Annotated in this window: 15 protein-coding genes and 1 riboswitch; of the genes, 3 read left to right on the top strand and 12 right to left on the bottom strand. The window is 39.4% G+C overall.

Annotation, left to right across the window (positions count from 1 at the left end; translation table 11 throughout):
- Nucleotides 1–90: 90 nt before the first annotated feature.
- The 4 genes from NYE73_RS09895 to NYE73_RS09880 form a co-directional block, all read right to left on the bottom strand.
- Nucleotides 91–1,110 (bottom strand): 2,3-butanediol dehydrogenase, encoded by a 1,020-nt coding sequence (locus NYE73_RS09895; protein ID WP_259948776.1) that lies wholly within the window; start codon nucleotides 1,108–1,110, stop codon nucleotides 91–93.
- A 15-nt stretch (nucleotides 1,111–1,125) separates the two neighbouring features.
- Nucleotides 1,126–1,734 carry a TetR/AcrR family transcriptional regulator gene (locus tag NYE73_RS09890; RefSeq protein WP_340815485.1) on the bottom strand — a complete coding sequence of 203 codons (609 nt, stop codon included), beginning with the start codon at nucleotides 1,732–1,734 and terminating at the stop codon, nucleotides 1,126–1,128.
- Nucleotides 1,735–1,843: 109 nt separating this feature from the next.
- Nucleotides 1,844–2,011 (bottom strand): hypothetical protein, encoded by a 168-nt coding sequence (locus tag NYE73_RS09885; RefSeq protein ID WP_167444835.1) that lies wholly within the window; start codon nucleotides 2,009–2,011, stop codon nucleotides 1,844–1,846.
- A 62-nt stretch (nucleotides 2,012–2,073) separates the two neighbouring features.
- Entirely contained in the window at nucleotides 2,074–2,196 is a 123-nt protein-coding gene (locus NYE73_RS09880; RefSeq protein ID WP_004229388.1) for a hypothetical protein, read from the bottom strand.
- Nucleotides 2,197–2,226: 30 nt separating this feature from the next.
- Nucleotides 2,227–2,418, bottom strand: a riboswitch (cobalamin riboswitch).
- A 233-nt stretch (nucleotides 2,419–2,651) separates the two neighbouring features.
- On the opposite strand from NYE73_RS09880, the gene NYE73_RS09875 reads away from it, so the two are divergent.
- Entirely contained in the window at nucleotides 2,652–3,017 is a 366-nt protein-coding gene (locus NYE73_RS09875) for a VOC family protein (RefSeq protein ID WP_259948771.1), read from the top strand.
- 241 nt (nucleotides 3,018–3,258) lie between these two features.
- The gene (locus tag NYE73_RS09870; RefSeq protein WP_231595546.1) at nucleotides 3,259–4,200 is read left to right on the top strand and encodes a C40 family peptidase; all 942 of its coding nucleotides are present in this window, start codon (nucleotides 3,259–3,261) and stop codon (nucleotides 4,198–4,200) included.
- A 345-nt stretch (nucleotides 4,201–4,545) separates the two neighbouring features.
- Here NYE73_RS09870 and NYE73_RS09865 read toward each other — a convergent pair whose 3' ends face one another.
- Together NYE73_RS09865 and NYE73_RS09860 are read right to left on the bottom strand one after the other, a co-directional pair.
- A complete protein-coding gene (locus tag NYE73_RS09865) occupies nucleotides 4,546–5,916 on the bottom strand; it encodes a UDP-N-acetylmuramoyl-tripeptide--D-alanyl-D-alanine ligase (protein ID WP_254660028.1) in 1,371 nt (456 codons plus the stop codon).
- A gap of 156 nt (nucleotides 5,917–6,072) precedes the next feature.
- Complete coding sequence (locus tag NYE73_RS09860; protein WP_054550872.1) at nucleotides 6,073–7,467, bottom strand: Mur ligase family protein; 1,395 nt, start codon at nucleotides 7,465–7,467, stop codon at nucleotides 6,073–6,075.
- A gap of 140 nt (nucleotides 7,468–7,607) precedes the next feature.
- Here NYE73_RS09860 and NYE73_RS09855 point away from each other — a divergent pair, with 140 nt between their 5' ends.
- Nucleotides 7,608–8,819, top strand: coding sequence for an ATP-grasp domain-containing protein (locus NYE73_RS09855; protein ID WP_048390271.1), 1,212 nt, complete (start codon nucleotides 7,608–7,610; stop codon nucleotides 8,817–8,819).
- A gap of 76 nt (nucleotides 8,820–8,895) precedes the next feature.
- Here NYE73_RS09855 and NYE73_RS09850 read toward each other — a convergent pair whose 3' ends face one another.
- From NYE73_RS09850 to NYE73_RS09825, 6 genes are all read right to left on the bottom strand, one after another.
- On the bottom strand, nucleotides 8,896–11,088 hold the full coding sequence (locus NYE73_RS09850) for a YheC/YheD family protein (protein WP_259419106.1): 2,193 nt from the start codon (nucleotides 11,086–11,088) through the stop codon (nucleotides 8,896–8,898).
- Between the two features lie 79 nt (nucleotides 11,089–11,167).
- Entirely contained in the window at nucleotides 11,168–11,599 is a 432-nt protein-coding gene (locus NYE73_RS09845; RefSeq protein ID WP_066037421.1) for a hypothetical protein, read from the bottom strand.
- Between the two features lie 149 nt (nucleotides 11,600–11,748).
- Nucleotides 11,749–12,399, bottom strand: coding sequence for an HAD family hydrolase (locus NYE73_RS09840; RefSeq protein ID WP_259948761.1), 651 nt, complete (start codon nucleotides 12,397–12,399; stop codon nucleotides 11,749–11,751).
- 220 nt (nucleotides 12,400–12,619) lie between these two features.
- Complete coding sequence (locus NYE73_RS09835; RefSeq protein WP_259948760.1) at nucleotides 12,620–12,964, bottom strand: DMT family transporter; 345 nt, start codon at nucleotides 12,962–12,964, stop codon at nucleotides 12,620–12,622.
- Between the two features lie 13 nt (nucleotides 12,965–12,977).
- Nucleotides 12,978–13,301 carry a DMT family transporter gene (locus NYE73_RS09830; RefSeq protein WP_048390263.1) on the bottom strand — a complete coding sequence of 108 codons (324 nt, stop codon included), beginning with the start codon at nucleotides 13,299–13,301 and terminating at the stop codon, nucleotides 12,978–12,980.
- Between the two features lie 25 nt (nucleotides 13,302–13,326).
- The gene (locus NYE73_RS09825) at nucleotides 13,327–13,545 is read right to left on the bottom strand and encodes a helix-turn-helix domain-containing protein (RefSeq protein WP_004229412.1); all 219 of its coding nucleotides are present in this window, start codon (nucleotides 13,543–13,545) and stop codon (nucleotides 13,327–13,329) included.
- Between the last annotated feature and the right edge of the window lies 1 nt (nucleotide 13,546).

The following is a 13,546-nucleotide window of genomic DNA, read 5'->3' as shown; positions in this document are numbered from 1 at the left end:
ACAAACAAATGTATTCCAATTGGTATTATGTTATTAAGGTAGCCCAAAAAATCATAGCCAAACCTCAAGTTCGGCTATGATTTCAGAAAATTACATGCTCATATTCACAAGAATTTTACATTGGCTACGATCCTTTGTTAAAGCTTCAAAGCCTTTTTCTACGATATCCTCTATTGCAATCTGGCTTGTGATAACAGCTTGTCCATCAATTACACCACGAGCAAGTAATCGAATCACTTCAGGGAAAATATTCACATAGGCAAACGAGCCACTGATTTTTACCTCTGGAGAAACCACCGCATTAGGGTTAAATTCTACAGGTCTTTCCCAAACGCTGACGATTTTAAATTCGCCACCTGGATGAACAGCACTAACACCGCTTGTAAATGTTGCTTGCACACCTGCTGCATCATACGCAACATCTACCCCACCATTTGTTTTTTCACGTATAAACGCTACTGCATCCGTATCAATTGGATTAATGACATACGTTGCGCCTAATTCAAGTGCTTTTTGGCGTCGTTCATCGGATACCTCTACGACAAAAATTTCACTTGCTCCCGCAGCCTTCACAGCCTGCAAGACCAATAAACCAATAGGACCCGCACCAAAAATAGCAGCTGTATCGCCAAGCTTTAATTGACTTTGACGAACTGCGTGAACCGCGACTGCTGTAGGTTCAACAAGTGCGCCTAGCTCTAGGCTCATATTGTCAGGAAGAAGGTGAATATTTTCTTCTTGTACAACTGCATATTCTGCAAATCCGCCAGAAATTGTATAGCCATAAGATTGACCACGTTTACATAAGTTGGAATAGCCACGTCGACAATTATCACATTTACCACATGGAATTGGTGGCTCCACTGCCACACGATCTCCTACTTTTGTCTGTGTAACGCCTTTTGCAACCTCTACAACGACACCTGCAAATTCATGCCCTAATACGGGTTGTGTACGGAATGCATAAGCCCCACCAACATATTCATGTAAATCACTACCACAAATTCCAGCAAAGGCAACTTTTACTTTCACCATGCCTGGCTCTAGTGCTGGCAGTTGTGCCTCCTCTACTCGAATATCTTTTACACCGTAAAATTTTGCTGCTTTCATTCTACTACCTTCTTTTTATAAGTTTGTTTGAAGACCATGTAACACGAAGTTCACTGCAAGCTCCGCAATCTGATCAGGTGTTGCTTGTAATGAAGAACGGTTTAAAAAGGGATTGTTCAACGAATACATTAACGTTCCCATAATAAAGTTCAGTGCAACATCAAGTGACTCGAAGTAAATGGTCTGTTGCTCCTGACAAGCCAATAAAATTGTCCGAAGTTGCTCCCAGGAAGGTAAAAACACATCCTTTAGCATCTCAAGCCTAGGACTATTCATGACTATTTCTTGCTGTAATATATCAATTAACTCATGCTCCTGGATTCGGTAAAGAACAAAGTTACGACAAAAGCTACGAAGCGCACCGATTGAATCTTGAACGTCATAATGAGCATTCATAAAGGTGTGGCGTAGCGGTTCAAATAATGCATTAAAGACATTTTCCTTGCCACCAAAATGATAGGAAACAAGTGCAAGTGACACATCTGCTTCTTCACAAATTTGTCTCACCGTGGTGCCATCAAAGCCCCTTGATGAAAACAAGGTTTTTGCCGCTTGTAAAATTTGATCCTTTACCTCTTTATTTTTTTCTTTTTGATCGATAGTTCTCACCTCTTTTTTGAACAAACGTTCAAAACAATTGTTCAACGAAATTGTACGCCTACTATTATTAATTGTCAAAACATGCGCTTATTAAAAAATGGCTACTTCGTTTTTCGAAGTAGCCAAACATATTCTATCCTCTTAATTCTTTCAAAACATTTGCGTATGCTGCTAAAATAGATTGCTCATGTGAAGCATCATGCCCAACATATTGTTCGACAAGCTCCTTTAAGGGTTTAGGCTCTTGCATAATTTCAAATTTGAATAAGCTTTCATAGTACTCAACAACTTGTGGATTCATGTGGACCGCTCCTTTAATTTTTTACATAAAAAAACATCTTTCCCTCATCAGAAAGATGTCTACTATGACAAATACACGACATAATACGGTGATTGCCAGATGGAAAGAAGCTTTCTATTAAACATAGAAGCACCCTTTTTAGCAATCATCGTACTATGAGCATGCAGGAGAAATTCTCTAGTCACACTCAACACCCCCTATCCGCGTAGGTTTTTTGGCTGTACTAGATAAAGGCAGGTCTCCTGGCTTATGTTCATCACACCTTTCACCTTCCCATTACGACTCGTAACAGTGGCCTTTTGAAATGTGCTCCCATTTACAGTTGCGGGACAGCGTCGGATTCACACCGATCTTCCCTTTTAAACAAATTAAAAAATCTAATTTGTACCTCTATCCTATTATTCCGTTTTTATTATTATACCATAGTATTAAATCTTAACAGAATAGAAATGTTGGGCTTTTGAAGTTCTAAAGATTAGATTTAGAGCTCTATCCCTCTCTTTTGAGGTTTTATCCACTTAATTTGAAGCGCTATCCTCCACTTTTAAAGTTCTATCCACCAGTTTAAACTCTATCCTCCCATCCATTTCAAATATTTAGAAATTACTCTATAATTAAGAAAAAAGGGGGACAGTCTGAGATGATTATGGGTTTACATCATGTGCAAATAACAATTCCGAAAGGTTGTGAGGAGCAAGGGAAGGATTTTTATTGTCATGTCTTAGGACTTCAAGAATTAGAGAAGCCTGATTCTCTTAAAGGACCTGGGGGATTTTGGTTACAGCTTGGTCAACAGGAGGTCCATGTAGGGACAGAGGATGGCTTCGATCGTTTGACCACAAAGGCGCATATTGCATATCAAGTAGCGGATATTCAGTATTGGCGGAAGAAACTCGCAGCTCATCAAATCAAGATACTCGATTCCGTGCCTATTCCTCATTACGAGCGTTTTGAATTCCGTGATCCCTTTGGTAATCGTGTAGAAATGATACAGAAAATCGTGTAGGCTGCCTCGTTTTGGGGCAGCTTTTTTCATGGAATTGTTCCATATTACATCTTACTGAAACATTTGTAATAAAACTGTAAATTCCCTTGATAAAGCCTTTTATAGCAAGTGTTGAAGCCCTCCCTTCAGTTACCCTGGTAACATTTACCGCCCAGAAGCCCTACTTTTTCATGCTACGATTATTTCCATGGCAAAGGTATACAGGAGAAATCCTACTAGATGCTTTAGGAGGTTACACAACATGAATAAACGATTTTTATCTACAACACTTGCATTAACAATTGGATTTAGTTCATTCGGAATGGTGCAAACAGCGATCCAGCCAATACAAGTAGAGGCTGCGACAACAAATGCTCAGAACAACGCACAGGCGGTAGCTGCAAAAGCAGACCAATTAATTCAGACTGGTAAAAGCTTAATGGGGCAAGCAACATACAGCAATTCGGTTTACAAGCCTACATACCCATACAAATTTTCTTGTGCTTCATTTTTAATGTACATCTTCGAGAAAAACGGGGTAGACCTTGGTACGTATAATGAAAATTATATGATTCAGCAAGGGACTTATGTAGCGAGAAACCAATTACAAAAAGGCGATTTAGTGTTCTTTAAAAGTAAAAAAACAGGGACTGATCCCGACCATGTCGGCATGTATATTGGCGACAATAAAATCATCCATATGGCTGATACCAAACAAAATATAGTTATCTCTGATTTAAATAGTAAGCCGTATTATAAAGAAAACTATGTATCGGCACGTAGAGTATTACCTACTCTGCTATCTGCCAACCCTGCTACAAAAGGCGATAAAATTGTTGAGAATGCGCTGACTTATAAAAATAAAGTATCGATTAGCTCGACAACAAATGAGTCAAGTCTACGCTTTACCGCTCCAGCATTTGTCGATTTCATCTATCGTAAAAGTGGCGTTAAACTCGGATCAACTTCTTTAAGCGGTTTAATGAGCAAAGGATCAACTGTAGCGCGTGCTAATTTGAAAAAGGGTGATTTAGTCTTCTTTAATAGTGTGAAAGGTTCAAAAAAACCTTCTCTTGTAGGGATTTATGCAGGCGATCACCGTATCATCATCCCTAATTCCGATGGTGTCATGACAAGAGTATTATTTGTTGATTATTATGCTCAACACTATATTACTGCGAAGCGCGTTATCTCTACTAAATAACTCTACGCCCTGTTAAGTGCACTGACTTTTACAAGTACAGGTTTTACTTACTATGTCTTTAAGAAACATGGTATTGAGTTGAAGAATAAATTAGCAAACACAAGCTTTAGTTGGTAAATGTATTCAAAAATCTCAGTTTCAAAAAGTAGATTTATTATTCATCTCTACCAATAGAAATCACACAAACGAGGATCTATTATAGGGAGTAATCAATATATTAATATGACAACGAACTGTTGTGAAACAAAGTTTAAGCATAACATGGGCACAAAAGTTTGTAACAGCTCGGCGTGTTTTAAAATAAGTAAGAATTGGGTGTCTCATTCATTTTGAGACACCCTTTTTCTATGCGTTTTTTAGTTTATTGGCAAATTCAATCATGGATCTACTAGACATCGGTCCCTTAATTAAAACTATCGTGTCCGCATCTAGCTTTGGTTTCAATAATTCTAAAACGCCTGCTACCTCTTTAAACGTATGAACCTCTGCGCTGGTTCCATCCTTTTGCGCTTGATCGGCAATCTTCTCTGCCCTTTTGCCGATGGTAATCAATGTATCGATCTTTCTTACTGCTACCATGGAGCCGATTTCGCGATGATATTTTTCTTCAAAATTGCCTAATCGCTTTATATCCCCTAAAACAAGAATGACCTTTTTGTCTTTTCCCACCGTATCTAGCACTTTTAAGGCTGCCTCTACAGATGTTGGGTTATTTGTCCATGTATCATCAATAATCGTACTGTCACCAAGTCCTGTCGTAAATTCTAAATGTCTTGCCATCTGTTTAAATGTTCTTAGTCCTGCGATTGCCTGACGAATGGTCAGCCCCATTTCATGGCTAGCTGCAATCGCGGCTAAGGCATTATAGACCTGATGCTCTCCATAGCCTGGGACAAACACATTGTATGTTTCATCCGCTACCTCTAAAACAAACTTCATGCCCGTATTGGCAAACTCCACTTTCGAAGCCTTGTAATCTGCCGTATCCTGTAAGCCAAACTTGATAATCTTCCCTTTAAATCTTTTCAATGAGATTTTTTTAGTATTGGCATCATCAGCATTGATGATTAACGTGCCATCTTCTTTAATGCCTTCCACAATTTCTGCCTTGGCCTTAATATAGCCCTCCAAATTGAGACAGCCATCTAGATGATGCACACCAATGTTTGTAATGATGCCAATAGTTGGCTGATAGATCATACATTGATGTTTAATATTCCCCGTATTCCCTAAGCCTAATTCAAAGATAGCGGCTTGTGTTTTATCGTCAATGCCTGTTAAATAAGGTAATGATTGCCTTGGCTCGTTTTTACTACTGATGGATGCTTGCACTTGCCAATGCTTACTAGCAATATGTTTTAACATCTCTTTTGTCGTTGTTTTCCCACAAGTTCCTGTTAAAGCCACAACGGGAATTTCAAAGAGCCCACGATAATACTCGATAAATGTCCAATATGCCTGTGCAACACTTTTCACTTGTAAAACGGTTGTATTCTCCAGTGCATTTTTTAACTCTGTAGACGGTTTATCGGATATGATAAGAGACGGACCTTTCCGATCAATCTCTTGCCAATTGATTTGATCGTTTCGACTAACAAACAGGAGCGAATGGCTCTTTGTTAAATCATGCCGATTATAGTAGATCGCCTGCTTAACAGACCATTGTTCAGATCCGTGAATGAGCTTTCCCTGTAGGACATTCCTAAGTTTCTGCACACTAATGGATTGCAAGTGTACTACGCCTCCTCTCTTTATCAATCTTGTAGATGACTTATTTCTTCTCTTGATCTAGCGTGCTGCTTTTTGATCAATTACTATACCTTATTAGAAAGCTCTTCTATGTGGCACAGTCAATATCCTATATTAAAAAAGCTAATCAGCAGGTGGTGGAGGCTTTAGCTTTAGCTCCGTTGCTAGTTTAGAGACCTGTTTGCTATACATATCTCCCTTTATGAGAATGATGGTATTTTCATCCACAATCTTCTGCAATAACGGATAGACTAGCGTACTATTTTTAAATGTATAAACAGGCGCGCTAAATCCTAGCTTTACTGCATGATCAGCCATAATCCTTGCGTGTTCTCCAATGGTAATCAGGACATCCACGCCAATACGTTGAATTAATTCACCCGCCTGTTCGTGAATAATGTAGCCCCACGAACCTAAATCGGTAATCGTACCAATAACCGCAATCTTTTTCTTTCCGTCACCTAATTCATTCAACACTTTTAAGGCAGCCTCTAAGGAAGTGGTTGTAATACTCCATGTATCATCCAATAACATGGAATGATTAATGCCCTCAAAGAGTTGCAGTTGTTTTTTTAATTGACGGAATGATTGAAGCTGTTGTGCTGCGACTGGAATAGGGATCCCCATATCATGGACCGCGGCAATGGCAGCAAGAGCATTATAAACCTGATGCTCTCCAAACCCTGGTACAAGTATGTCATAGCTTTTTCTATCATGATGCAGAATAAATTTCATCCCTTTTTGATAGTAGTGGATATGGCTTGCGCGAAAATCACAGGAGTCATGCTTTCCTACCCTAATCAAACGCCCACGAAATCTCGAAACATCTATTTTTTTCGTATTCATATCTTCAGCATTGATAATTAATGTACCTTTTGGATGAATGATATCTAGCATTTCTCCCTTTGCTTGAATATAGCCTTCTAATGTTTTGCAATAATTTAAATGATGGGCTCCGATATTCGTAATAATACCGATTGTCGGTTTGAAATATCTCCCTGCATTCGTAACGTCTCCTGGTGAGCCCACTGCTGTTTCAAAAACGGCAGCCTCGGTTTCATCCTCAATGCCCAGTAAATATTGCAAAGAAGCCGTTCTAGAATTGCTGCTCAATGTCGTCGCAGTCACTTTCCGATCAGCCGAAAGAATATGTTTAATCATCTCTTTTGTCGTTGTTTTGCCTGATGTACCTGTGATCGCGACAATCGGAATATGAAACTGGCTACGATAAAAATGGACAAATTTCCAATAGGCCTCTTCTGCATTCGCTACCTGTATCATAATGACATGATTGGGAATATCAGTTGGCCGATAAGCTCTATCGGTCACTAGCACTAGAGGAGAAAGTGGCTCAAGATTTTTCCAATTAACAATACGTTTACTTGTAAAAAGGGCCGTATTGGACTTTTTCACTTGCTTTAATCGATAAGCCCCATGCTGAATCAGTGTATCCTCTGACCCGTGCACTAGATAGCCTGCCGTAATCATTGCTAAATTTTTCACCGAAAGAGGCTTCATATCTTTTCTCCCTCCTTTCTTTTCTAGTATATGTAACCTTTTAAAAGTTGCTTGGATGTAGACAAGATACATAACTAGAGGAAATCTATTTCATTGCATATATATAAAGGTGATTAAGTATCTAAGTACCAATAGAAGGAGTGATATACCTGAAAGCCATTGTATTTATCGGTACAAACAAATCTGGGTCTAGTCGTGAAGCAACAAGGGCAGCAGAAAAATTAGGCTACTTCACAGTACTTTTCACAAATAATGAAAAACAACTTCAGCAGCGCAGAGCCTACCCCGACATCCATAAAATGATACTCATTGATACTTTTGATATCGAGAGCATGAAAGATGAAATTGAGAAACTAGGAAAAGCTGGATTAAATATTAAAAGTATCGTTAGTTTTGTTGATCCATTTGTCCATATTGCTTCAATACTATGTGATGAATTTTGTCAGAACTATACATCCTCCAGTGCCATTGAAACTATGGAGGATAAAGAAAAAACAAGAAAGTTTTTACAAGACCAACCATACTCACCAAAATTTTCGCTCATGAAACCGAACGAACCTATAGCTAAAAATTTAACCTTTCCATTAATCGTAAAATCTCCTAAATCAACTGGCTCAAAAGATGTCTTACTAGCAACGGATGCCGACCAGCTCAATAACCACCTCAAAGCACTACGCAGTAAAAATCCCTATGAAACCATCATGATTGAAGAATATCTAGATGGCCCTCAATATTTAGTAGAGGCGGTTGTTTATCAACGACAACCACATGTCATTGGTATAATTGAGCAAGAAATTACCCAAGGAAAACGATTTATCATTACTGGCTATGGTGTTCTAGTGAAAGCCCCTAAAGACATCCAATCAGGCATCGAGGAGGTACTCCATTCCATCGTGAAAGCCTTTGGTATTGAGAATGGGGCACTTCACTTAGAGCTTCGATTAACCCAAAATGGTTGGAAACTTATCGAGATCAATCCTCGAATTTCAGGTGGCGCTATGAATAATATGCTACAAGCAGCTCTAGGTTTTAGTTTAGTAGAAGAAACACTAAAGATTTTGCTAGGAGAACAGCCTAATCTGCAACCAAGACACAAGAAATTTGTGTATACAAAATATGTCATTGTGGAAAGTAGAGGTATTTTAGAAAAGGTTATTGGCAAGGCAAGAGCGACAAGATCAACTGGCGTCGTTGAAGTATATGTCAAACCAAGAAGAGGCACCCTCCTTACCCCACCTTTATCGATGGGTCATCGTTACGCCTATGTCATAGCAGAGGGAGCAACCTTGAAGGAAGCAAGAAATCACGCAATCACTGCAGCGAAGGAAATAAAATTCATTTTGAGAGTTTGAAAAAAATAACCCGAATAATTGCCGCTTGCCAGTGGACAGTTACTCGGGCTTTTTTATCTTCATAAGTCGTAAACGATTATTCTTCTTTAAACGTTTGATCTAAAAACTTCACGGTTTCAAACATATTGGTTTTACTTGCACCCTTCACAAGAATGGTATCATGGGGCTTAATGAGCTTTTCAAGGAGGGCATGCAATTGATCTTTATTAATAAAATGATGTACTCTGGATGGGTCCATGCCCTTCGCGATGGCAGCATTACTCATTTCATCTGTCCTAAAGCCATAGGTAATAAATTCATCGATGCCTATCTCATACACGTACTCTCCAACCTTACGATATTCCTCTTCCCTCAAGACACCAAGTTCTCGCATTTGTCCAATAATGGCTACCTTGCGATTTGTCGCGATGTTCTTCAGTACATCGAGCGCAGCACGAACCCCCTGCGGATGAGAGTGTACGGTATCATCAATAACCGTTATATCATCACGGCAATTATAAATCGTTAAACGTCTTGGTGGTTTTTTAAAGTTGAGCCCTGCCTGAATATCAAGTGGACTAAATCCTAAAAGATCAGCCACTGCCACTGCATTCAATGCGTTGTATACATGATGTTCTCCTAAAATAGGAATATATAATTCTATTTCTTGCCCATGCAGCTTCATTTTAAAGGACATGCCGACATCTTTATATTGCAAATCATATGCACGGTAATCCGCTTCTTTTTTAATGCCTACCGTGATGATTTTCCCTTTAAATTGCTGTGTCTCTAAGTATCTTGAATTGTCATCATCTTGATTGACAATGAGTAATCCCTGTTGATCCATACCATGAATCAATTCCGATTTTGCCTTGGCAACACCCTTTACATCTCCATCAAAGTTCCCAACATGGGCTAAGCCTATATTCGTTACAATACTAATATTCGGCTGGATGATGCTACAGTGATTGGTAATAATGCCTGGGTAAGCCATACCATACTCTAATACAACGGCCTGATGTGTATCATTGATTTCTTCCTTATGCTTTTTCGTATGCTCCGTCGTATTCCAATAATCCTTTGATTCAAATACATTCCACTTTTTCGATAAGATCGAACCCACAAATGCCTTTGTTGTGGTTTTCCCTGCACTTCCTGTAATCGCAATAATAGGTAGGGTTTTCTTTGCCTCCACCTGCTTCGTTTTTTGTTGGACAATTTTCTTTTTCAGCGGTTTTTGATTTTTGGCAAGATACATCGCATAACGGATGGAATGGATGACCACATCTAATTCCAAGTAAAAGGCAGGAGGACAGCCTGGGCGCCAATTGACCTCATACATCCAAATTTTTTGATTTTGATCTAACCCTACATCAATGCCAATTTCATCAATAACTTCCCCAAATTTCGCCATTTGAATTTCATCCAGATGATGTGCCAGCGCCAGTGAAAAATGCTCAAGCATTCGCCGAATATTATAGGCCTCATCCTTAAACTCCTGCTCCAAAAAAGGATCTAAATAATTGGTATAGCCACCGTTATTAATATTCGGTATGATGGAGCCATTCGGTGCAATGCGTGGATACACCGTTGTCACTACCCATTTACCTTCTCCATTTTTTTGAACATGCAGGCGGAAATCATAGACCTGACCAGATTTTGTAACAGATTGAATATACGGCTGCATAATAAAGGTGCCAGACGCAAGTTGCTCCTTTATCAATGCATCCAATTGTGGCTTTGTATAGGTTGTCGTGGTGCTATCCTTTCGCACCTCAAAATATTTGGCTCCCGCCTTCGTTATAAAATAAATACCCTTCCCTTTTCGTCCATCAATTGGCTTAAACACAACTCGTTTATAATAATTAACGAACTTATGAAATAAATCGGCATCCTTTACAATTTCAGAGGGAATCAAATACTGTTCAAATTCCTTCGCTTCCTTTAATCGTTTCATCACATTCCATTTGTTCCCGATTGAATGGGTTGTGAATGGAATCTCCTCTTTTAAACGGTCAATAATCTCCTTCGAGACAGATAATTTCTCAGGGCTTCCTGCATTATAGATAACATCAGGAAAGGGCATTGTTTTCTCTTGCCATTGTCCATTCTCATAGACCTTTGCTCGAATAGAACGTTTGGCAAAGTCCACACTTTTAGGTGTGAAGTAAAAAAATGTTGCGCCTTCAGCTTTCGCAACTGCTGCAAAGGCATAGGACTTGAGTACTGTTGTTGGATCAAGTCGATGATGCAGCATACCAATAATCGTCATAGCTAAACTTCCTTTCATTAGATTCTCTCTCTATTACATTCACTTTGTATCCCTTGCATATAGACAGATGCTCTAGCTTTAGTAGTTTAATATGGTACTACCATTTCGGCTCTATGATAAATTTCCCCTTCAACATGTCTGGCTTTAAGAGCTGAATGGCCGATATACCACTGAGTTCAATAGATTTCTTTGTACTTGTTTTTTCTAACCTCACCACATCTGCAATCGAATTTGTATCATTTCCTTCATAATCAAAAGCACGCAACAACGATACTGTGCCACGGCAACGCTCTCTATCAACATCCTCAATGCGGAAAAACTCTGTCTCAAACTGTTTCACTGTATCCAATAAGCTTAAATGAGCACCACTATGTGTAATTAAAAAAAATGGAATCGTATCACTCCCGACAATTTTAATAAGTAGCTGACCAAAATATTTAGAATGAAAATTCATCATAATATCCTGAAGATCCTTTAAATCACTTAAAGCTTCACATAAAAAGTGATTTCTTTTCTTATCACTATTCAATTCGTAGCCCCCTCCCTTAGTTTGACTATACGATTTGATCCGTGTAAGTTGCCCTCTCGTTATCATATGTTGCGACAAAAAATATGGCGACTTCTTCCTAAAGAAACTAAAAAAACCTCCACCAATGAGGGAGAGGCTTTTGCAAAAGCTTATGTTGCGAGGAGATCATGGATTGTATATTGTTCTAATGCAGAAACGGTATGGTGTTTTGTATTGAATGGTAATTGCTTGGTAATCTCGTTCGGAATGACCACTGTATAAAGTCCCGCTGCTACAGCGGCTTGTGCGCCATTCGGTGAATCCTCAATTGCCATGGCCTCATCAGCCTCTACTCCTAATTGTTCAAGCGCCTGCAAGTAAAGCTCTGGATCAGGCTTAACATTTGTCACCGTGTCAGCGCTACAAAAGCAATCAAAGTAATGTCGGATACCCAGCCGATCCATATACACATCAATCCATTGACGACTGGAGCTACTAGCAAGTCCAATCTTCAAACCCGCTTCCTTTGCCTGCTGTAGCAATGTTAAAATACCAGGTCTTAGCGTTTCCGTTTCCATCCATTGTGCATGGCGTTGCTGAATGGATGTTTGAAAAGCCTCCACATCCAGTTGTATGTGATGATGTGTAACAAGATATGTATAGGGATTAAAGGTTTGAAGATTGGTCCCAAGGCACTTAGCATAGGTTGCTAACGATAATTCAACACCATATTGTGCATAGGCATCCTTAAAAACGTTATACCATGCTGTTTCCGTATCAATGATTGTACCGTCAAAATCAAAAATTAGAGCTTTTATCATCAAATTCCCCCATTCTATTGGTTTGCGCTGAACTAAGCCTAGGTTTTGGCAGACCTCTCCATCGATTTTCTAATCCTATCCATTACTTTCTCATCTCTATCCGCTTATCCTCATGCATCCAACTCTTTTGCAAAGCTATCCATCACTTTGCTAATCCTATCCATCAATTTAGACCCGCTATCCGCTACTTTCGCATTTCTATCCGCCTATCCTCACAGATCTAACCCTTTTCCACCACTTCTTTACCTTTATCCCCCTGATTCAACAAGATAACGCCTCCTATAATGAGGACAATACCGATCGCAGAATAAACAGTAAAAATATCGTGCCAAATGACAATGCCTACCAGAACGGTTAAAGCTGTGCCGACACCTGACCAGATAGCGTAGGCCAAGCTTAATGGCATGGTTTTTAAGCAGAGGGATAGGCTATAAAACGAAATACCATAGCCAATTGTTACCGCCAAGGATGGAACGAGGACAGTAAAGCCGTCTGAGAACTTCAGCATGGTTGTTGCAAAGACCTCGCTTATAATCGATAGTGTTAAAAATAAATAGCCTTTCATCCTGTTCAGCCTCCTAATGACCACCAGCAAGATTGAGTACCACAACACCCAAGATAATGCATAGAATCCCTAATACCTTCTTGCGATTAAATCGTTCCTTATAGAGGACAACTCCCACAATAGCGGTTAACGCTGTCCCTAAACCTGCCCAAATTGCATAGGCTGTGCCAATAGGAATCACTTTTAATGTTAAGGCTAAACAATAAAATGCCGTTCCATAGCCTACTACTACGCCAATTGATGGCCCAATTCGTGTGAAGCCCTCCGTACGCTTGAGCAAGGAACTGGCAAAAACCTCTGCTATAATAGCGAGCATTAAAAAACTAAAAGCCGTCATTCAAAAAATCCTTTCTGCTTTGCTTCTAGATGTCATCTTCTTCCTCTACATACTCCAATATATCTCCTGGCTGGCAGCCCAAAGCTTTACAAATGGCATTTAATGTAGAAAAACGTACGGCTCTTACTTTGCCTGTTTTTAAATTAGAGAGATTGACAATCGAAACATCTACCCTCTCTGCAAGTTCACTCAGCTGCATTTTACGATCCGCTAGCATACGATCTAATCGAATAATTATGGTCATG

The sequence above is a fragment of the Lysinibacillus sp. FSL K6-0102 genome, assembly GCF_038003545.1.
Lineage (GTDB): Bacteria > Bacillota > Bacilli > Bacillales_A > Planococcaceae > Lysinibacillus > Lysinibacillus capsici.
The sequence above is the reverse complement of the archived record's forward strand: the minus strand, read 5'-3'. Positions and strand labels throughout refer to the sequence as shown.